Source organism: Serratia sp. BIGb0234, from assembly GCF_024809915.1.
Classification (GTDB): Bacteria; Pseudomonadota; Gammaproteobacteria; order Enterobacterales; family Enterobacteriaceae; genus Serratia; species Serratia liquefaciens.
Window position 1 is genome coordinate 294,725 of the sequence record NZ_JANUEI010000004.1, and the last position, 19,190, is coordinate 313,914.

Annotated in this window: 18 protein-coding genes; 6 read left to right on the top strand and 12 right to left on the bottom strand. The window is 56.6% G+C overall.

Features of this window, described 5'->3' with window-relative positions; translation table 11 throughout:
* The first annotated feature begins 32 nt into the window (after positions 1–32).
* A complete protein-coding gene (locus tag M2407_RS17550; protein WP_046373567.1) occupies positions 33–500 on the top strand; it encodes a GNAT family N-acetyltransferase in 468 nt (155 codons plus the stop codon).
* Between the two features lie 146 nt (positions 501–646).
* Positions 647–1,573: an ABC transporter substrate-binding protein gene (locus M2407_RS17555; protein WP_142815219.1), complete on the top strand. Its 927-nt coding sequence runs from the start codon at positions 647–649 to the stop codon at positions 1,571–1,573.
* Positions 1,574–1,608: 35 nt separating this feature from the next.
* Here M2407_RS17555 and M2407_RS17560 read toward each other — a convergent pair whose 3' ends face one another.
* Positions 1,609–3,399 (bottom strand): sigma-54-dependent Fis family transcriptional regulator, encoded by a 1,791-nt coding sequence (locus M2407_RS17560; RefSeq protein ID WP_142815220.1) that lies wholly within the window; start codon positions 3,397–3,399, stop codon positions 1,609–1,611.
* A 277-nt stretch (positions 3,400–3,676) separates the two neighbouring features.
* Here M2407_RS17560 and M2407_RS17565 point away from each other — a divergent pair, with 277 nt between their 5' ends.
* Complete coding sequence (locus M2407_RS17565) at positions 3,677–5,197, top strand: aldehyde dehydrogenase family protein (RefSeq protein WP_020826870.1); 1,521 nt, start codon at positions 3,677–3,679, stop codon at positions 5,195–5,197.
* Between the two features lie 57 nt (positions 5,198–5,254).
* Here M2407_RS17565 and adhP read toward each other — a convergent pair whose 3' ends face one another.
* The 3 genes from adhP to M2407_RS17580 form a co-directional block, all read right to left on the bottom strand.
* Complete coding sequence (gene adhP / locus M2407_RS17570) at positions 5,255–6,268, bottom strand: alcohol dehydrogenase AdhP (RefSeq protein ID WP_020826869.1); 1,014 nt, start codon at positions 6,266–6,268, stop codon at positions 5,255–5,257.
* A 143-nt stretch (positions 6,269–6,411) separates the two neighbouring features.
* Positions 6,412–6,612, bottom strand: a complete 201-nt coding sequence (locus tag M2407_RS17575) for a hypothetical protein (protein ID WP_020826868.1) — start codon at positions 6,610–6,612, stop codon at positions 6,412–6,414.
* Positions 6,613–6,987: 375 nt separating this feature from the next.
* Positions 6,988–8,094 carry a succinylglutamate desuccinylase/aspartoacylase family protein gene (locus M2407_RS17580; protein ID WP_128864908.1) on the bottom strand — a complete coding sequence of 369 codons (1,107 nt, stop codon included), beginning with the start codon at positions 8,092–8,094 and terminating at the stop codon, positions 6,988–6,990.
* A 14-nt stretch (positions 8,095–8,108) separates the two neighbouring features.
* Here M2407_RS17580 and M2407_RS17585 point away from each other — a divergent pair, with 14 nt between their 5' ends.
* Positions 8,109–8,564 carry an Lrp/AsnC family transcriptional regulator gene (locus M2407_RS17585; protein WP_020826863.1) on the top strand — a complete coding sequence of 152 codons (456 nt, stop codon included), beginning with the start codon at positions 8,109–8,111 and terminating at the stop codon, positions 8,562–8,564.
* 6 nt (positions 8,565–8,570) lie between these two features.
* Here M2407_RS17585 and M2407_RS17590 read toward each other — a convergent pair whose 3' ends face one another.
* The 5 genes from M2407_RS17590 to M2407_RS17610 all read right to left on the bottom strand — a co-directional run bounded on the left by M2407_RS17590 (position 8,571) and on the right by M2407_RS17610 (position 12,685).
* Complete coding sequence (locus M2407_RS17590) at positions 8,571–9,293, bottom strand: ABC transporter permease (RefSeq protein ID WP_046373569.1); 723 nt, start codon at positions 9,291–9,293, stop codon at positions 8,571–8,573.
* Positions 9,293–9,982 (bottom strand): ABC transporter permease, encoded by a 690-nt coding sequence (locus M2407_RS17595; RefSeq protein ID WP_259218743.1) that lies wholly within the window; start codon positions 9,980–9,982, stop codon positions 9,293–9,295. The genes M2407_RS17590 and M2407_RS17595 overlap by 1 nt, the downstream gene beginning before the upstream one ends.
* 55 nt (positions 9,983–10,037) lie before the next feature.
* Positions 10,038–10,811: an ABC transporter substrate-binding protein gene (locus M2407_RS17600; RefSeq protein ID WP_020826860.1), complete on the bottom strand. Its 774-nt coding sequence runs from the start codon at positions 10,809–10,811 to the stop codon at positions 10,038–10,040.
* A gap of 27 nt (positions 10,812–10,838) precedes the next feature.
* Positions 10,839–11,600, bottom strand: a complete 762-nt coding sequence (locus tag M2407_RS17605) for a dimethylarginine dimethylaminohydrolase family protein (RefSeq protein ID WP_020826859.1) — start codon at positions 11,598–11,600, stop codon at positions 10,839–10,841.
* Positions 11,601–11,746: 146 nt separating this feature from the next.
* Positions 11,747–12,685: a LysR family transcriptional regulator gene (locus M2407_RS17610; RefSeq protein WP_041414557.1), complete on the bottom strand. Its 939-nt coding sequence runs from the start codon at positions 12,683–12,685 to the stop codon at positions 11,747–11,749.
* 96 nt (positions 12,686–12,781) lie between these two features.
* Between M2407_RS17610 and M2407_RS17615 the strand changes: the two genes are divergently transcribed.
* Positions 12,782–14,008, top strand: coding sequence for an MFS transporter (locus M2407_RS17615; protein WP_259218744.1), 1,227 nt, complete (start codon positions 12,782–12,784; stop codon positions 14,006–14,008).
* A gap of 149 nt (positions 14,009–14,157) precedes the next feature.
* On the opposite strand, the gene M2407_RS17620 is transcribed toward M2407_RS17615, so the two are convergent.
* The 3 genes from M2407_RS17620 to M2407_RS17630 form a co-directional block, all read right to left on the bottom strand.
* Positions 14,158–15,081 (bottom strand): substrate-binding domain-containing protein, encoded by a 924-nt coding sequence (locus tag M2407_RS17620; RefSeq protein WP_259218745.1) that lies wholly within the window; start codon positions 15,079–15,081, stop codon positions 14,158–14,160.
* A gap of 91 nt (positions 15,082–15,172) precedes the next feature.
* The gene (locus M2407_RS17625) at positions 15,173–15,952 is read right to left on the bottom strand and encodes a TIM barrel protein (protein WP_259218746.1); all 780 of its coding nucleotides are present in this window, start codon (positions 15,950–15,952) and stop codon (positions 15,173–15,175) included.
* Complete coding sequence (locus tag M2407_RS17630) at positions 15,952–16,968, bottom strand: Gfo/Idh/MocA family oxidoreductase (protein WP_259218748.1); 1,017 nt, start codon at positions 16,966–16,968, stop codon at positions 15,952–15,954. The genes M2407_RS17625 and M2407_RS17630 overlap by 1 nt, the downstream gene beginning before the upstream one ends.
* Before the next feature lie 196 nt (positions 16,969–17,164).
* On the opposite strand from M2407_RS17630, the gene M2407_RS17635 reads away from it, so the two are divergent.
* A complete protein-coding gene (locus tag M2407_RS17635; protein WP_259218751.1) occupies positions 17,165–19,123 on the top strand; it encodes a sigma-54-dependent Fis family transcriptional regulator in 1,959 nt (652 codons plus the stop codon).
* Positions 19,124–19,190 lie beyond the last annotated feature (67 nt).

Genomic DNA, 19,190 nt, shown 5'->3' on the forward strand with positions numbered 1-19,190 from the left:
ACAATACTTTCCGGGACTTCTTAAGGAAAGGCATGATGATTCGACAGTTCATCAAAGGCGATGAAATTGCGCTGTTTCGCGTTTTTTTCTCTGCGGTGCATGAGGTCGCATCACGCGACTACACCACTGAGCAGGTCAATGCCTGGGCTCCCGCCGATACTGATCCCCAGCTTTGGGCGGCTCGCATGAGAGATTTGCATCCCTTTGTCGTTGAGATTGATAAACAGATTGTCGGCTATGCCGATCTCCAGCCTGACGGCTATATCGACCATTTCTATGTATCCGGCGCCTGTCCCCGACAAGGCATTGGGACCTTATTGATGAATCGAATCCATGAAGAGGCCAGACTGTTAGGGCTTAAAGAGCTGACCTCAGACGTCAGTAAAACCGCAGAACCCTTCTTTATGCGCCAGGGATTTCAGGTCGTTGAGCGGAAAAGTCCGGTCCTGCGCGGCATCGTGCTGCAAAATGCTTTCATGCGTAAAAATCTCGACGTTTAAGCCCCTCACGCTCACCGAGCGCTCCCCCTTCTTTGCAACCTGACCGTTTGTAAAATTAGTTAGCCAATTTTGTTCGTTCACAGATTTAGCGGCTTGAAGGATAGTGAGTTGACCGCCTCAACAACATAATAATGCAGGTAATAATAATGATATATCGCGCAAAACTCACCGCAGCGGCGGCTCTTCTGAGCCTTTCCGCCCTGGCCCATGCCGCACCGGGGCTGGACCTGATCGCCAACGAAACCCCTATTCATACCCAGAAGGATCCCGAGGCTGCGGCCAAAATCCCCGCCGGGTTCAAATTCGTTGAACCGGGGACGCTGACCGTAGCCGTCGCGATCTTGGGCAGCGGCCCACCGTTCGGTCTGTACGCGCGCGACAATAAAACGGTGATTGGCAGCGAGTCGGATATTGCCAGGCTGGTTGCCGACGGCCTGGGGTTGAAACTGAAACTGGTTCCGACCTCATGGGAAGACTGGCCGTTAGGCGTCACCTCGGGTAAATACGACGCCGCGGTTTACAACATTACCGTCACTCAGGAACGTAAAACCAAATTCGACTTCGCCACCTATCGCCAGGATACGTTGGGCTTCTACGTGAAATCCGACAGTAAGATCACCTCGATCAAATCGGCGCCGGACATTGCCGGCAAAAAGATCATCGTAGACTCCGGCACCAATCAGGAAGCTGTGCTGCTGGCCTGGGATAAAGAGAACCAGGCCAAAGGGTTACCGGCCCTTCAGCCGATTTATGTCACTGACAAGGCGGCGTCGACGCTGGCCATCCAGTCCGGCCGTGCGGATGCGACCTTCGGGCCGAACGTGTCCGGCGCTTATCAGGCAAAATTGACCGGTAAAACCCGGTTGGTCGGCATCGTGCCGGGCGGCTGGCCGCGCAGCGCCAACATTGCCGTTACGCTGAAGAAAGGCAATGGCTTGGTGGAAGCGGTGCAGGCGTCGCTCAATAGCGCTATTGCCAACGGCAGTTATCTGAAAGTGTTGGATCGCTGGGCGGAAAGCGACGAGAAAATCGAACGATCCGAAATCAACCCACAGGGATTGGGCGATAAATAATAACCACGCGGGGCCCTGAATGGGCCCCCGCTTTGTCAGCTCTCGGCGCGATGTTTCTCCATCTTGCGGTAAAGCGTGCTGCGCGAGATCCCTAATCGTTTTGCCGCCAGGCTGATATTGCCCTTGGCGTTTCGAATAGCCGTCAACATGTCTACTGATACGCTCTGCGGCGCTACGGGGCGAGCAAGCAGATGAAACTGCTCCGGCAGATCCTCAAGCCTGATCAGGTTACCGTCATCGGCCAAAGCCAGCAGCACTTTCAAGGTGCTCAACAACTGCCGCACATTACCGGGCCAGGAATAACCGGCCAAGGCGGTGATAGCGTCCGGCGCCAGTCTGATGCCCCGCGCATCCCCCCCCAATTCGCTCCAGAGATTGAGGATAAAACGATCAACGTGTGCGCGCTGCCGCAGCGGCAAGATGCGCAGGCTGAATTCCTGAATGCGATACAGCAAATCTTCGCGGAATGCCCCTGCCGCGACCCGCTGTTCCAGATCCTGATGGGTGGCACAGATAAGCGAGAAATCGACCGCATAGCTGACGCGGCTGCCGAGCGGCGTGACCGTCTTTTCCTGCAGCACCCGCAATAACCGGGTCTGCAAACTCAATGGCATATCGCCAATCTCATCGAGGAACAGCACCCCGCCGTCGGCCTCTCTGATCTTGCCGACGTACCCTTTGGTGCTGGCGCCGGTAAACGCCCCTGGCGCATAGCCAAAAAGTTCGGACTCGATCAGACTTTCCGGCAGGGCTGCACAGTTGATAGCCACAAAATTGCCCTGTCGCCGGTGGCTTTCCTCGAACAAACGCTGGCTGAAATACTCTTTACCGCAGCCGGTTTCCCCGCTAATGCATAGCGCCAGCCCAGCATTAAGAATACGCAGGGCTTTCTGTCGGTCTGCTCCGTCACGATCATAAGGCTGCAGCTGCGGCCTGACGCACTGCGATGGGCGTTCCGGCATCTGCAACAGTGAATAATAGTGACGATTATTCACCGCCAGAGTCTGTCGCGGCGCATTCAGTGTCTGAAGGGACATTTCCGGAAACAGCGTGGCAAAGTCCATCGACCCAAAGGCCGCCACGCTGAGATTGAATTCTTGCATCGCTAATCGGTTGGCCGCGGTGAGGATTTCATCGCGAAACACCAATATCATCTCATGGGCGCTGCCGAGAACCCGCGCATCGCTGTGCAGGCGCAGTGTCCAATGTTGGTCGGTGACACAGCTTTTCACCCATTGATGTTCAATGTGCCGGACAGCCTGCAGAATCAACGAACCTGCTTCGCTGTAAGGATGTTGGGCCGGCGTCGAGATATCCAATACGCCGGCGATCAGGCCGTCGGGGCGATAAATCGGCGCTGCGGAGCAGTAAAGCCCGGCATTCTGATTGAGAAAGTGCTCGTCGCCATTGACTTCGCACAGCGCCCCCATTGCCAAAGCGGTACCGATGGCATTGGTGCCACGCTCCTGCTCGCCCCACAGATTGCCCGGAGCCAGAGAAACCCGCGATGCCTTACGCAAAAAGTGCGTGTTGCCACAGGTTTCCAGCACCAGTCCACCGGCGTCGGACACCACCACAATGGAGGGTTGGCGGTTGATCTCACCACCCAAGCGCTCGATCAGCGGCCGCGCGAGCTGCCCAACCCAACCGTTTTGCCCCCGCACTTCTTTCAACAGGGTCGGCCGGATAAAAGGAACATGGTCGTCGCTTCGATTAAGGCCATAGTGCCGGCTGCGTAACCAGGATTCGGAAAGTGGGCCGGAGAGTGACAGGCGATCGTCGTCAGAGATACACCCGGTCTGGGTGGTCTGGTCTTTATGCAGCATACCCAACTCCCGCCAATTAAAGTGTTGCATTTTTGTATCATGAATGTGTCTCATGCGTTGCGACATGGAACACAAAAAACAATAGAAATGAATAGTAAGCCAGGGGCTTTATTGGCATTGATAGCTATTATTCTTTTTTAATTAGTTGATATTTTTATATTATTTATTTATGTGGCACAGCTTTCCATCAATGTGGCATGGGCAATGCTTAAGTGTCTGTAGAGTGCCGGCAATCAGGCACCACCCTTACAGTCTCCGTTCCCATGAGAGGTGTTACATGAAATACGTTCATCCCGGTTTGCCTGGTTCGTTGGTTTCTTTCAAACAGCGCTACGGCAACTACATTGGCGGCAAATTTGTCGAACCCGTTTCAGGCAACTACTTCACCGACACCTCCCCGATGACAGGTCAGACTGTCGCCGAATTCCCGCGCTCCGACGCGAAAGATATCGAACAAGCGCTGGATGCGGCGCATGCGGCAGCCGAAACCTGGGGGAAAGCCAGCGTTCAGGAAAGGTCTAATGTGCTGCTGGCGATCGCAGATCGTATGGAGTCAAAGCTCGAATTGCTGGCACTGACCGAAAGCTGGGATAACGGCAAACCGATCCGCGAAACGCTGAACGCGGACATTCCGCTGGCGATCGACCACTTCCGCTATTTCGCCGGCTGTTTGCGGGCGCAGGAAGGCACCGCCGCTGAGATCGATCAAAACACCGTGGCCTACCATATCTATGAGCCTCTGGGCGTGGTTGGGCAGATTATTCCCTGGAACTTCCCGCTGTTGATGGCCGCATGGAAACTAGCCCCGGCGCTGGCCGCCGGCAACTGCGTGGTGCTTAAACCGGCGGAGCAAACCCCGCTCAGCATCTGCGTGCTGCTGGAAATGATTGGTGACTTGCTGCCGCCGGGCGTGCTCAATGTGGTTCACGGTTTCGGTAAAGAAGCCGGTGAGGCATTGGCAACCAGCAAGCGTATCGACAAAATCGCCTTTACCGGTTCAACCCCGGTAGGCCGCCATATTCTGGCCTGCGCGGCGGAAAATATCATTCCCAGTACCGTGGAGCTGGGCGGTAAATCGCCTAACATCTTCTTTGAAGACATCATGCAGGCGGAACCCGAATTCATCGACAAGGCGGTTGAGGGGCTGATTCTTGGCTTCTTCAACCAGGGTGAAGTCTGTACCTGCCCTTCGCGCGCCCTGATTCAGGAATCGATTTACCCGCAATTTATGGAAAAAGTGCTGGCGCGCATCACCACCATTCGCCAGGGTGACCCCTTTGACACCGACACCATGATCGGTGCTCAGGCGTCTCAGCAGCAGTTCGACAAGATCCTGTCTTACATCGAGATCGCTAAAAACGAAGGCGGCAAAATCATTGCCGGCGGCGAGCGCGCCAGCCATGAGCAAACTCTGCAAAGCGGTTTTTATCTGCAGCCCACCTTAATCACCGGCAATAACAGCATGCGTTTCTTCCGTGAAGAGATCTTCGGACCGGTGATCGGCGTGACCACCTTCAAAGACGAAGCCGAAGCACTGGCATTGGCCAACGACAGTGAGTTTGGGCTGGGTGCCGGTTTGTGGACCCGCGACGTAAATCGCGCCTATCGCATGGGGCGCGCAATCAAGGCCGGACGCGTGTGGACCAACTGTTATCACCTGTATCCGGCGCATGCTGCCTTCGGCGGCTACAAGAACTCCGGCGTCGGCCGCGAGACCCACAAGGTAGCGCTGTCGCATTACCAGCAGGTCAAAAACCTGTTGGTCAGTTACGACAGTAAACCGCTCGGGCTGTTTTGATTTTTAGCGTTACTGCAAACTAAGGCCACCTCGGTGGCCTTAGTTATTTGCGCGGGATTATGATGCGGAGAGATCGATAACCATGCGGCCACGGATAGTGCCCGACTTCATCTCTTCGAAGATCGCGTTGATGTCGCCCAACGGACGCTTGGTCACTTTCGGCGTCACTTTGCCTTCGGCGGCAAACTGGAAAGCTTCTTTAAGGTCTTCACGGGTTCCCACCAACGAGCCCACAACCTGAATACCGTCCAATACCAAGCGTGGAATGCTCAGATCCATACTCTCTGGCGGTAGCCCCACGGCGACCACTTTGCCCCCTGCGCGAACCGCATTGACCGCAGAATTAAAGGCTGAACGCGCCACCGCGGTGACTACGGCAGCATGCGCGCCACCGACTTTTTGCTGAATGATTTCTTCGGCGTTTTCAGTTTTGGAGTTGATGACCAGATCGGCGCCGATTTCTTTGGCGAAATCCAACTGCCCCTGATTGACGTCAATGGCGATCACTTTGGCGTTGAACACATTCTTGGCATACTGCAATGCCAGGTTGCCCAAGCCGCCCAGGCCGTAAATCGCGATCCACTGCCCCGGTTTGATGTCGGAAATTTTCACCGCCTTATAGGTGGTGACGCCGGCACAGGTAATGCTGCTGGCTGCAAAGGAGTCCAGGCCATCCGGCACCTTGACCGCATAGTCCGCCACTACGATGCACTCTTCCGCCATACCGCCGTCGACGCTGTAACCGGCATTTTTCACCGAGCGGCACAGCGTTTCGTTACCATTAACGCAATATTCGCAATGACCACATCCCTGATAAAACCAGGCGACGCTGGTGCGATCTCCGACTTTCAACGAGGTGACACCTTCACCTACGGCGGTGACTACCCCAATCCCTTCGTGCCCCAGGGTGATGCCGGGCACTTCGCCAAAATCGCCATTTTTGACGTGAAGATCGGTATGGCAAACGCCGCAACACTCCATTTTCAGCGCGGCCTCACCGTGTTTCAGTGGACGAAGCTGTTTATCCTGAATATCGACACTGTGGTCTTTAGTCACTACGGCTGCTTTCATAGGATATCTCTCCTCAGGTGAGTTGAAGTACAGTTGTTAATGTAGTTACTCATAACCCTGAGGGCAAGAAATGTGGGGTTTTGTTTAAAAACAAATATTTAATATCAACCAGCACGATTGCGGTCGTGAAACGAAAATAATGATTAACGCTTGGTTTTAGTGATTTTTGTCGCTTTGGCAGGGTTACCGGCAACGAACTCCAGCGTTGGCGAATAGTAAAAAGGCAACCAGGCATGGTAACTGCTTTCCCACTCCCATTTTACCGGGCAGGGCCACAGAATATCTTCATGCAGAATGTAGTAGACCCATCGGCCATGCGGGCGGCGTGGTTTGGTGGTGCGCATAGCGTCTGACTTCTTCGGGGCGGATCGGTTATCGCTGATATTCAATGGCCCGCAGTCGCAGAGCCACGTTGCAGGCCTTGGGGGCAACATCCTTCGTGATGGGATAAAAATGGCCGATCTTCATGTTAAATTCTCTTTGTCATCAGGGATACAGAGTTACCTGGCACAAATTTAACATGGACCGCGGTCCGCAAGCCATCTTTCCCGCCAGCATGCTCACTGCCTGAGACCGGTGGCTGCGGACTTGCTCGTGCTCTGCCTCAGCTGGCTTGCTTTAACGCCTCTTGCCGCAGAATCGATTGAATATAGGTATTATTGTTTTTTAACGTCACAAAGTCACCGCTGGCGACGATACCAATTCACGAATAAATCGACTCAGGACGCCAACTCACCACCACCCGCATAGGCAGTTTTACCGGCAATCTTCATCACTTCGGCTCCCAGGGTGACAAAAGGCGCTTGCCGACAGGCATAAATCAGCCCGCCTGCCTTGGCACGCACCGCTTTTACCGTATCGGTGATCGGGTCGATAATTTCGGCCACCGCCTCGTCGGCTTCCACCCATTCCCCCGGCTGGCGCAACAACAGCAGAATACCGCTGGCGGATGCGGTAACGATCTCCCCGGCGGCGAACGGCAGCATCGCCACTTCACATTGCGGTATCGCCGGAGAGGGTCCGGCAACGGCGCCTCGGTGCTGTAAATAACGGTACAAGCGTTCTGCGTCACCGCTGGCCAATTCATGGCTGACATCCCGCTGTCCGCGTAACTCCAGCGTAACCGCCATGCAGCCCGGTTTGAGCTGGCTTAGGTCAGGATGCTGTTGCGCCAGCCGAAGCCAGGGCAAACCGCAGGCTTCATCAAATGAGCCGCCACCGCTGTCTTGCGAAAGCAGTACCGCCGCTATGTTCATAAAGCGCGCCAGAATTTCGGCCTGCCGTTCCCAGGCCGGATCGGCGTACATATGCAAGATCGCCCGATCGTCACAGTGCAGATCCAGCACTACATCGGCATCACAGGCCAGTAGCAGCAATTGCCGCCGCAGCGCCGTGACTTCACTGCCCTCGGTCATGGCTTGCAAAACGGTACGCATGGCGGCCCGGACTTGCGGCTGAAGAGGTTCCGAGGCGGTAAAATCGTGGTTTTGCAGCAGACGCGCCAGGTCGGGAAAATCGCGGTTGAAGTTGCGACCGCTAACCAGGTCGAAGCGCCCTACGCCGCCGTTGAGCAGCACCTGCGCCAGCCCTGGAGGATTGGCCAGCGGCACCAGAATTATTTCGCTTTGCAGCTCATCACGCCGTTCCGCCTGGCTGAGTAATCTTTTAAGATAATGCAGCACCAGCATGCCGGGCAGTTCGTCGGCATGCAGACCGGCCTGCAGGTAAATTTTTTCGCCTTTGCCCGGCTGACCGAAATGAAAACTGGTGAATTGGCGCTGCCCCCCCAGGGCATGTTCAGGTAACTTATGATGTTTACTTTTCATTGGACGCCCTATCTGTGGAAAAGAAAGCCCGGCTTGATCGCATCGACAAAAAAATCCTTGAAATACTGTGCCGGGATGGCCGCATTTCCTATCAAAAGCTGTCCGAGCAGGTCAATCTGACCGCTCGCCCCTGTCTGGAACGTGTGCGTGGGCTGGAGCGCGACGGCATCATCCGCGGCTACAGTGCCATCATCGAGCTGCCGGAGCCGGAGCATGCGTTCGTGATCCAGGCTCAGATCGCGCTGGCCGACCACGGTCATTCCCAACCGGCGTTTGAGCAGGAGATGCGTAATACCCCGGAGGTGCTGGATTGCTGGCTGGTCAGCGGCAACTTCGATTTTCTGGTGCGCATTGGCTGTCGCAGCATGGAAAACTACCGGTTGCTGGCCGACAGCTGGCTGACCAGCAAGAAATTCCGGGTGGATAAAATCGTCACCCTGACCGAACTGCAATCCATCAAACGTTCCTGAACGGTCTCAATCACGACGTATAAAGCCCAACCAGCGTCGCTCTGCCCGCGAAAACAGGAATATCAGCAGGAAGGTGCACAGCAGGTAGAGCGCCGCAGCCATCAAAAACGGGATAAATGGCGAATAGGTGGCGGCATAAAGTGCCCGTGCCACACCGGTGATATCCAATAGCGTTACCGTGCTGGCCAGCGAAGTGGCATGCAGCAAAAACACCATTTCATTGTTGAGTGCTGGAATGCCGCGTCGTAGCGTGGCCGGCAGCACCAGCCGGCGAATGATCTGCCGCTGGCTCATGCCATAGGCTTCACCGGCAATCCACTCCTGGCGCGGGAAGGTCTCCATCATGCCGGCCAGCAACTGCGCGACGTAGGCACTGGTATTGAGTACCAGCGCCAGCGTGGCGCAGAAGGTCGCGTCGCGAAACAGCAGCCAGAAAGGTTGGTCGTTCTGCCAACCCAACTGCACCACGTCAAACTGCGACAGGCCGTAATAAATCAGCATCAATTGCAGGTACAGCGGCGTACTGCGGAAAAAGTAGGTCACGCTGCGGATCAGATAAGACAGCGGACGCGGGCCGTAAACCTGACCGATCGCCATCAGCATCGCCAGCACTAAACCGGGGACGACCGACAGCAAGAAGAGTTTGGCAGTCATCGCTAGCCCGGTGACGTCGGACCCGTCACTCCACAGAAAACTCGGTGCGGCTTCCAGCATATTTTGCAGGTTCATCAGCGGGCTCCTGCATTTGAGGAAGCCAAGGCGTATCGCCGCGACAACCGGCTAAAGCCCCAACTGGAAATCGCCGTGATCGCCATATAAATCAGCGCCACCAGGAAATAAAACAGGAAAGGCTTTTGCGTTGCACGCCCGGCCTGCTCGGCCAGCCAGACCATATCCTCCAGCCCGAGGATCGACACCAGCGCCGAGGCCTTCATCAGCCCAAGCCAGTTGTTGTTGATGCCGGGGATGGCAAAGCTCAGCATTTGGGGTAACAAAACACGGCGAAATACCTGGCTTGGGCTCATCCCATAGGCCATCGCGGCCTCAAGTTGGCCACGCTCCACGGTAAGAAACGCGCCACGGAAGGTTTCGGTATAGTAAGCGCCAAACACGAAGCCAATCGCCAACACCCCAGAGATAAAGGTGTTGAACCGCAGCGGCCCCAGCCCCAGCAGCCCCAAGGCTCCGTTAACCAGCATCTCACCGCCAAAGAACAACAGCAGCATAATCACCAGTTCGGGGATACCGCGCACCAGCGTGGTGTAGCCGGTTGAAACCCAGCGCAGCCAGCGCGGACCAAAGAGTTTGATCAGCGCATTGACCAGTCCAAGCGCCAGCGCCACCGCCAGTGACACCAGCATGACGCACAGCGACAGCGCCGCCCCCTGCGCCAGCAACGGTAAATACTCTGTGACCATACCCGGCCTCCCATACTTGACAGATTGCCGGGCCAGCCGGCATTAGCGCGCCGGTTTAGTTACCGTAAATATCGAAGCTGAAATATTTTTTCTGGATGGCTTCGTAAGTACCATCGGCACGAATGGCCTTGATCGCACCGTTTAGCGCATCGCGCAGCGCCGGGTTGTCTTTGCCTACCGCGATGCCGACGTCGGAGGAAATGCTGCTGTCTTCAATCACCGGGCCGGCAAAGGCAAATTTCTGTCCGCGCGGCGTATCGATAAAGCTGCTGGCGGCCTGAGTATTGTCCTGCAACGACGCATTAATGCGGCCGGACATCAGATCCAGATAGACATTATCCTGGTTGGCGTAAGAAACAATTTTCACCCCTTTTCCGCCCCAATGTTGTTTCGCGTAGGCTTCATGTATCGAGCCGGTCTGCACGCCGACGGTTTTGCCTTTCAGGCTGGCAACGTCAGGCAGTAAAGCGCTGCCTTTACGCGCCACCAACTGGGCGGAACTGCGGTAATAGCGATCGGTGAAATCCACTTCCTTTTTGCGCTCATCGGTGATGGTCAGCGAAGCGATAATGGCATCGAACTTATGGGCATTGAGCGCGGCAATCATGCTTTCGAAGGGTTGTTTGACGAACACGCATTTGGCATGCAGCTGCGTACACAGCGCATTGGCGATATCGATATCAAAACCGGTGATCTCACCGTTGGGCGCGAGCACGTCAAACGGCGGATAACCACCGTCAACACCAAAACTGATGGTGTCGAAGGCCTGAGCCGCCGCAGGACCGCCCAACGCCAGGCTGGTCAGTAAAACCGCTAATGTTTTTTTCATCGCTGAGATCCCCGGTAAAAGAAAAGATTAGAAACGAAGTGACAGGCAGGTCAGGCCGCCGTCCATTTTTTTAAATTCACTGGTGTCGAGCTGAACGATGGGCATGCCCAGCTTTTCGATTTGCGCAAGCGTGTACGGATAACCCTGCGGCGTAATCAGCGTATCGTTGATCCACAGCGTATTGCCGGCATAGGACTCCGCTTCGGGAATGACGATCGAACTGAAACCGCTAAAGGCAGGATGGTGCTGATAGTCTTCGGTCAGCAACAAGGTATTGCGGCCAACGTAATTAACAATGGACTTCAGGTGCAGACCGGCGCTGACTTCAATCGCCGTCACCCGATAGCCATAGGGTTCCACCGCCGCGGCGAACTCGCCAATACCAGCCTCATCGGTACGGGCCGTCAGGCCGACGAAAAACTGGCGATCGACCAGCAGCACATCCCCCCCGTCCAGATGACCGCGCTCGCTCATGCGCACCACTGGCCGTTCGCCTTCAAACAATGGCGCAATGGTGGCCACCTCGCCCTGACGGCTGGGTGCGCCCGGATGGCTGATCACCGCCAGCTCAGGCATCACCACCGCCGTGTCTTCAACAAAGTGTGCATCCGGGAATGCGGGTGCTGCCGGTAACACGGTCACTTTTAGCCCCAGACGGAGCAAGGTGTCCACATAGGCCAAAAACTGACGGCCGGTGGCCGCGATATCGGGCGCGCCCAATTGGGCGGTAGTTTGTCCGCTGCCGCAGCTGTCGGCAGGGAGTCTGGCAATGGCTTGAGTAAAGTGCATGGCGATTCTCTCGATTGAAAGGGACGGTCACTGTTGCTTCGATTATCAAACAGATACCGCCGCCAATCAGGTTGAATCCGCGCGCCGACACTCTAGATTTGCGCTGTATATCGCTCCGCTAACGACAAATTCCGCTGTACGCGTTTTTAGGTCGTTGGCGCATTTGCGCCGGTGATACGCGGCATCACCTCTTTCATCAGCTCGAGGAATTTACGCAGCCGGGCGGGATAATAGCTGGCGTACGGATAAAGCAGATAAATCGGCAAGGGCGCGGCACGCCAGGTTGGCATTAAAGGAATCAGAGCGCCCTGCTCCAAATCCTGTTTGACCACCCAGGAGGACAACATCGCCACCCCCACGCCGTTCAACGCGGCTTTACGCACCGCATAAAGACTGTCGGTGCTTAATCTGGGAGCAATGTCAAAACGATAGGCTTCACCGCTATCCCTGTGAGTCAGGGTGACTTCGTTACGGTAAAAGCTATTCAACGCCAGCCAGGGCAACTGCGCTAAATCACCGATCTGCTTCAGAGGATCATGACCTGCTAATAAGCTCGGTGCTGCCACCACAATGCGCGGCACTTCCGCCAGCAATACCGCCACCACCGAAGGATCGGTTACGGCCCCCACGTGGATCGCGCAGTCCACGCCTTCGGGGATAAAATCCGGAGAGTGGTCGTTAAGCGTCCATTCCACGCTGGTCTGGCGATAGCGTTGCAAATAGTCACCCAGAGGCCCGATTAGCTGATCCTGACCGAAGGCATGCGGCGCTCGTACCCGTAATACGCCGACCGGCTCATCGCGCACGCCGCGCAGCTCATCCTCCATGATTTGCCACTGCTCTATCAGCTTGCGCGCATGCTGATAACAGCGCTCTCCGTCATCCGTCAGCTTCATACTGTGGGTGGTACGCTGGATTAATTTAACGCCCAGCAGTTGTTCCAGCACCTGCAGGCGCCGGCTAACGGTGGGTTGTGAGGTCTGCATTTGCGCCGCAGCGGCAGAAAGACTGCCGCTGTCTACGATGCGCACCAGCGTTTGCATCATGGCTATGCGATCGCCATTGGGAAATGAGTTTTTATTCATACGTATTACGTATAACAGTTCTACCCGTTCGGGGGCTACAGTTTGCGGCAAATACTGGCAAAAATAAGCGCACTTTACCTCTACGGGATAATTACCATGACCCTGATTTCACCAGCCAATCATACCGGCACCACACCGGCCAATGCGCTTTCCGCCAAAGTTGTCTTTCTGCTGGCGACCGGTGCCGGTCTTAGCGTGGCGTCCATTTACTATAGCCAGCCGATGCTGGGGATTATGGCGGATGCGTTCCATGCCGGAGTAAGTGACGCCGGCTGGGTCCCTACGCTCACCCAGGCAGGCTACGCGCTTGGGATCCTGCTGTTGGCCCCGCTGGGCGATCGTCACGATCGTCGCCAGATCATCCGTATAAAAGGCTTGCTGCTGGCTGTAACCCTGTTGTTCTGTGGTTTTTCATCCTCATTCCCGCTGTTGCTGCTCAGCAGCCTGGCGATCGGCCTGGCCGCTACGGTGGCGCAGGACATTATCCCGGCGGCTGCAACGCTGGCAACCGACGCCAATCGGGGCAAAACGGTGGGAACCGTGATGACCGGGCTACTGGCGGGGATTTTGCTTTCACGGGTGTTCAGCGGCGTGGTGGCAGAATATTTCGGCTGGCGCAGCGTTTACCTGCTGGCGGCCGCGGCGGTGTTGGCGATCAGTTTCGCCATCGGGGCCGTATTGCCCCGTTTAAAACCCAATACTTCCCTCAGCTACCCGGCGTTGTTGCGTTCATTGGGCCAATTGTGGGCCGCTTACCCGGAGCTGCGGCGTGCAGCGCTGGCGCAAGGCTTGCTGTCGATCGCGTTCAGCGCTTTCTGGTCTACGCTGGCAGTGATGTTGGCGGAACGGTATCAGTTGGGTAGCGCCGTCGCCGGGGCTTTTGGTTTGGCCGGTGCGGCAGGCGCATTGGCTGCCCCCTTGGCAGGCATGCTGGCCGATCGTCACGGGCCGGACTATGTCACTAAGATTGGCGCTGCCATGGTGGTGGTTTCTTTTGCCCTGATGTTCCTGCTGCCGTTGCTGTCGCTCCCCGCGCAATTGGCGTTGATTGCCCTGAGCGCGGTAGGTTTTGATCTCGGCATTCAGGCCACGCTGGTCGCCCATCAAACCATTATTTACGCTATCAATCCGGCCGCCCGCAGCCGCCTCAACGCCATCATGTTTACGCTGGTGTTTATCGGCATGGCAGGCGGGGCCGCGCTGGGCAGCAAGATCCTGGAAGCTGCCGGCTGGCCTGGCGTAGTGACGTTGGCTACGCTGACGGCTGCTGGCGGTCTGGCAATGAGGTTGTTCGGAAAAACCGCCCCGCGCGTAACGGCCTGAAAAGTACATCAACGATAGCCGCAGTCACTGCGGCTATTCCTTTTAATCCCTTGTCGCCTCCGCATCGTTTTCTGCACCGAGATCCAACGGTCTTCGTACATGACTGCGGCTATGATGCCATCGCCTCACGGCCACAAAGGGCACTATATCTACTTCTGATTAACCGCCTGGAATTCTGCCAAATTCTGCTGTGTGATGGTTTTGTAAGGTACCCAGTTATAAGGCTCGACCTTTTGTTTTTCCAACAGCGCCTTGGTTACCTGCACCGCCCCGATGGCCTGCCCTTTGGCATCCTGGAAAATGGTCAACGTCATGCCGCCGTTTTTAATGAACTGCTGACCGTCCGGCGTGCCGTCGATGCCCGCCACCAGAATGGTTTTGTTTTTGGCCTGATTCAGCGCCATGATGGCACCAATCGCCATTTCATCGTTGTTAGCGGCAATCGCGTCAATCGGCCGGCCGTTCAGCAGCCAACCGGACACCACGTCCACCGCCTCGTTGCGCTGCCATTTGGCGGTCTGCTTCTCCAGCACCTTCATGTCTTTGTATTTGGCGATCACCGCTTCCACGGCGCGGGTGCGCTCGCGTGCTTCTTCATTGGACAACGCCCCCATCAGGATCGCCACGTTCCCACGGTAGTTCATCTTTTTCGCCAAGGCTTCCATCTGCATTTCACCGCCCACCGCAGAGTCAGAGCCTACGTAGGCCATGTCCTTGCCCAGTTTCACCTCCGGTTTGCGGTTGACGAAAATCAACGGAATATTGGCGCGTTCGGCGGCGTCCATCATCGGTTTCACCCCCTGAGTGTCAACCGGGTTGAGGATAATGGCGTCCACCCCGAGGTTGATAAAATCGTCCACCTGCTGCACCTGCAACGCCACGTCTCCTTTGGCATCGACAAACTGGCCGTCCATACCCAACTGCTTAAGTTCGCTCACCATCTGTGAACGCAAAATAGAGACAAAGTTAAGGTCGAAATTGGCCAGCGCCACGCCGACCTTGTAGGTTTTCGCCTGGGCGCTGAAGCTCATGACGATGCTCAGCAGTATCAGTAGCAAGGTTTTGGTTTTCATGATGACATCCTGTAGGTTGAGGTTTATTTATTATTAAAATCAACGCATCATTTTGAATGCCGGGCAGCGGCCCTGCCCGGATGTGTTCAGGCTATCGGGTAAAATGGTCGCGGAACTGTAACAGCGCCTCGGTGCTGTCACCGGATGCCCACCCTTCCATCGCCACCACGCCCTGATAATCGATGTCTTCTAACGTGCGTGCGATGGCGCGGTAATTGATTTCACCGGTACCAGGCTGTTGCCGCCCCGGCACGTCCGCCACCTGGATTTCCCCTATTGCCGGGCCACAGCGACGGATCAGTTCGATAAGATCCCCTTCGCCAATCTGCGCATGGTAAAGATCGAGATTCATCTTCAGGCCCGGGCGGTTTACCGCCACCACCAGAGCCAGGGTGTCGCAGGCTTTGGCGAAGGGTGTGCCAGGGTGGTCGCGTGGCAAATTGAGGTTTTCCAGCGTGAAGACTTTCCCGGTCTGCTCCGCCATGTGCGCCAGCCGGCTTAGCGTATCGGCCGCCTTGAGCCACATCGCACCGGTTACCACCGCCACCGGTTTCACCGGTAATCCCTGAGGATCCAGCCCGGTACCGTGAAGATTCAGGCTCGGGCAGTTCAAGCGTTGGGCAACGGCCAATGACTGCTCTGCGCTGTGCAACAGTTGGGCAATGTCTTCGTCGTCGGTCAGGTTGCCGGTCAGATAGCCGGTCATTGATGTAAAGCGCGCCCCGCTGGCGGCTAAAGCATCAAGGTCCTTATTGGCCCAGTTCCACATTTCAACGCCAAAACCCAGCGCATCGATACGCGCCACGCGTTCGATAAACGGCAGATCGAGAAATACCATTTCTGCGCATACAGAGAGCTGATAACTGGCCATTATTGCCCCCCTAATTTGACCGGTTTGCCCTGCTGCACCGACTCGATACAGGCCAAGGCTATCGCCAGCGCATTGCGCGCATCTTGTCCGGTAGCACGCGGGCTGCAACCCTGCCGGATGCTCTGGGCGAATTCGGTCAACTCCGCCACGTAAGCGTCACGCAGCAGATCGGTGTCCTGCCGCGAGGTTTCTATGGCGATGCCTCCGGCGTGATAACGCACGCAGTTGTTCAGGTTGATATTGCCCGCCTGCAACATGCCTTTGCTGCCAAACACCTCGCCGCGTACGTCGTAACCGTACACCGCCTGGAAATTGGCTTCGGCGGTGGCGATAGCCCCGTTGTCAAAGCGAATGGTGACCACGGCGGTGTCCAACAGCCCTTTGTCTTTGAAGTCCGGCCGCACCAGGGCGTCCGCCAACGCATAAACCTCTACCGGCCTGGCGCCAGGGTTGAAATGCAGCAAGGTGTCGAAATCATGAATCAAGGTTTCAAGAAAGATGGTCCACGCCGGGATGGGCGCCGGATCCCGTAGCAAGGGATCGCGCGTCACCGAACGGGATAACTGCGTAGTGCCATTCTCACCCGCCTTTACGGCGGCGATAGCGGCGGCAAATCCGCTGACAAAACGGCGATTAAATCCGACCTGCAGAACCACGCCCGCCCGTTTTGCGGCGGCAATTGCGCTGTCTGCCTCATCCAGCGTGATAGCCATCGGCTTTTCGCAGAACACATGCTTACCGGCCTGTGCCGCTGCAATCACCCACTCCGCATGGGTGCGGGCCGGAGATGCTATTACCACCGCATCAATAGCCGGGTTGTCCAGCATCGCCTGCAAATCGCTGTAGGCTTCAACGTCCAAACGTTCCGCCAGCCGTTGCGCCGTACCCGGCAGAGGATCGGCCACCGCCGCCAGCACCGCACCCGGCACGCGCCGTGCCAACGACTCCGCATGGAAAGTGCCCATTCTGCCAGCACCGATCAGACCAACACGCAGGGGTTGGGATGAATGACTCATAGTGATTCCTTATGTGAGGTAACGCCCTATTGGGCAACGGAGTTCACCCTGGGTATTGCAAAGGGGATGCCAGCTCAAAACACGCGGAATTTGTGAGACGTTGCACAGATAGGCATAACAAAGTGACAACTAAATTGACATGTCAATTTCACATGTCAATAAAATGAACATTACATTCCAAACAGCGGAGCGCACCATGCAGACAGCCGCCGGCCTGATGCCGATCAAAGACGAGAGCGATCCGATCTTCAGCCTGCCTGAAGGGGCGGAATCCGGTGAATGGGACAGCCTGTTTTGGCAAGGGTGGCAGGCGTTTAATGAAGGCGGCCAGCCCGGTTGGATACGCAAGTCGATCCTGCAATCCTGGCGACGCTCGCGTGAATACGGCATCGATCCCGATGAGTTTGTCTATCACGCGCCACCGCCTGACCAACTGCTGGCGATTCTGGCACACAATGCCGAGCTGATTGCCGTGGCGCGCAGCATCATGGAAAATTTGCTGGCCTATAATCCCGACGGTCACATCAACCTGACCGATGCCCATGGCGTCACCCTTCACTACTGTGGCGCGGACATGACGCCGATCGGCAGCATCTTGCGTGAAGAGGTTCAGGGCACTAACTGCACCGCACGCTGCCTGCTTGAACAGCGGCTGGTATATGTGCTCAGCGGTGAAAACTGGAAGATGGGCCTGCGGCAACGGCATCGCCAATGCGCCGCCGCGCCGGTGCGCAACGCCGAAGGTGTCATGATTGGCGTGCTGACGCTCACCGCCACGCCGGACAATTTCAATGCCCACACTCTGGGTACCGTGCAAGCGGCTGCGGAGGCCATCGGTCAACAACTCAAGCTGCACCGGCTGTTGGCCGAGCAGCAGTCCATTTTGGAAACCCTGAATGAAGGCGTGATGGTCTGCGATAGGCACGGCCGGCTGAAAACGGTCAACCGCTATGCTCGCCAAATTTTTGGCGGGCTGGAACCCGGTGATACGCCGATCGATGAGCTGTTGTGCCCCCAATCCGGATCGTTGTTAACCATGCCGTTTTGCAACGATCGTGAAATGGTGTTTATGCCCGTCGGCAAGCCGGCCCTCTCCTGCGTGATTTCGCTGATGCCTGCGCCGGATAATGGCCGGGTGCTCTCCCTGCGCGAAAATCAGCGCATCCGGGCCATCACCCGACGAGTCATGGGCGTGAGCGCCAGCTACACCTTCGAGATGATTTTCGGTCATTCCCGCCGCATGCGGGAGGCGATCATGCAGGCGCGCACCTGCAGTCGCAGTGACAGCACGGTCTTGCTGACGGGGGAAAGCGGCACCGGCAAGGAGCTGTTCGCTCAGGCAATCCACAACGGCGGTGAGCGCTGCAACGAACCCTTTGTCGCGGTCAACTGCGGCGCCCTGCCGCGCGATCTGGTGCAAAGCGAGCTGTTTGGCTACGTCGATGGCGCCTTTACCGGATCGCGTCGCGGCGGTTCGGCAGGCAAATTCGAACTGGCGGACGGCGGCACGCTGTTGCTCGACGAAATCGGTGAAATGCCGTTGGATGCACAAACCAGCCTGCTGCGCGTATTGCAGGAAGGCGAAGTGTTGCGGATTGGCGCGGCGCATCCGGTCAAAGTGAATGTGCGAATTATTGCGGCTACCCATTGCGATTTGCTGCAGGCCGTGGAGAACGGCGCGTTTCGTCGTGACCTTTATTACCGCCTGAACGTCCTTTCCCTCCCCGTTCCGCCCCTGCGTGAACGTCGGGAAGATATCGCCGGACTGGTCAACGGCTTTATTCACAAGCTGAGTACGCGGATGAAGAAGATCCCGCCGCAGGTCTCACCGCAGGCCATGGTTTGCCTTAACGCCTGGCACTGGCCCGGCAACGTGCGCGAATTGGAAAACCTGGTGGAGCGGATGGTGAACCTGTGCGAAGGGTTGCTGATCGACGTGGATGATTTGCCCAGGGAGATCGCCCAGGCTTTTCCTGAACAGGAAGCCGTCCCCTCAAGCCGCCTGGAGGACAATGAACGCACCCATATCATTCAGATCATTGAATCCAGTAACGGTAATCTGCGACAGGCGGCTCGTCTGCTCGGGCTTTCACGCACCACCTTGTACAATAAAATCAACAGGTGGCAGATTGATTTGACCTTGCTGCGTCCCTGAGGAAGTCGGCTTGACAGCACGACGGCGGCGTTCGATGATGCAGGCTCTCTCTCGCCGCTATGGTTCT

Coding starts and splice junctions, on each gene's coding strand:
- M2407_RS17575 (WP_020826868.1), bottom strand. CDS start 6,612: ATGCGCACCACCAAACCACGCCGCCCGCATGGCCGATGGGTCTACTAC.
- M2407_RS17565 (WP_020826870.1), top strand. CDS start 3,677: ATGAAATACGTTCATCCCGGTTTGCCTGGTTCGTTGGTTTCTTTCAAA.
- M2407_RS17590 (WP_046373569.1), bottom strand. CDS start 9,293: ATGAACCTGCAAAATATGCTGGAAGCCGCACCGAGTTTTCTGTGGAGT.
- adhP (WP_020826869.1), bottom strand. CDS start 6,268: ATGAAAGCAGCCGTAGTGACTAAAGACCACAGTGTCGATATTCAGGAT.
- M2407_RS17595 (WP_259218743.1), bottom strand. CDS start 9,982: ATGGTCACAGAGTATTTACCGTTGCTGGCGCAGGGGGCGGCGCTGTCG.
- M2407_RS17620 (WP_259218745.1), bottom strand. CDS start 15,081: ATGAAAACCAAAACCTTGCTACTGATACTGCTGAGCATCGTCATGAGC.
- M2407_RS17550 (WP_046373567.1), top strand. CDS start 33: ATGATGATTCGACAGTTCATCAAAGGCGATGAAATTGCGCTGTTTCGC.
- M2407_RS17580 (WP_128864908.1), bottom strand. CDS start 8,094: ATGAAAAGTAAACATCATAAGTTACCTGAACATGCCCTGGGGGGGCAG.
- M2407_RS17615 (WP_259218744.1), top strand. CDS start 12,782: ATGACCCTGATTTCACCAGCCAATCATACCGGCACCACACCGGCCAAT.
- M2407_RS17555 (WP_142815219.1), top strand. CDS start 647: ATGATATATCGCGCAAAACTCACCGCAGCGGCGGCTCTTCTGAGCCTT.
- M2407_RS17630 (WP_259218748.1), bottom strand. CDS start 16,968: ATGAGTCATTCATCCCAACCCCTGCGTGTTGGTCTGATCGGTGCTGGC.
- M2407_RS17600 (WP_020826860.1), bottom strand. CDS start 10,811: ATGAAAAAAACATTAGCGGTTTTACTGACCAGCCTGGCGTTGGGCGGT.
- M2407_RS17635 (WP_259218751.1), top strand. CDS start 17,165: ATGCAGACAGCCGCCGGCCTGATGCCGATCAAAGACGAGAGCGATCCG.
- M2407_RS17605 (WP_020826859.1), bottom strand. CDS start 11,600: ATGCACTTTACTCAAGCCATTGCCAGACTCCCTGCCGACAGCTGCGGC.
- M2407_RS17610 (WP_041414557.1), bottom strand. CDS start 12,685: ATGAATAAAAACTCATTTCCCAATGGCGATCGCATAGCCATGATGCAA.
- M2407_RS17625 (WP_259218746.1), bottom strand. CDS start 15,952: ATGGCCAGTTATCAGCTCTCTGTATGCGCAGAAATGGTATTTCTCGAT.
- M2407_RS17560 (WP_142815220.1), bottom strand. CDS start 3,399: ATGCTGCATAAAGACCAGACCACCCAGACCGGGTGTATCTCTGACGAC.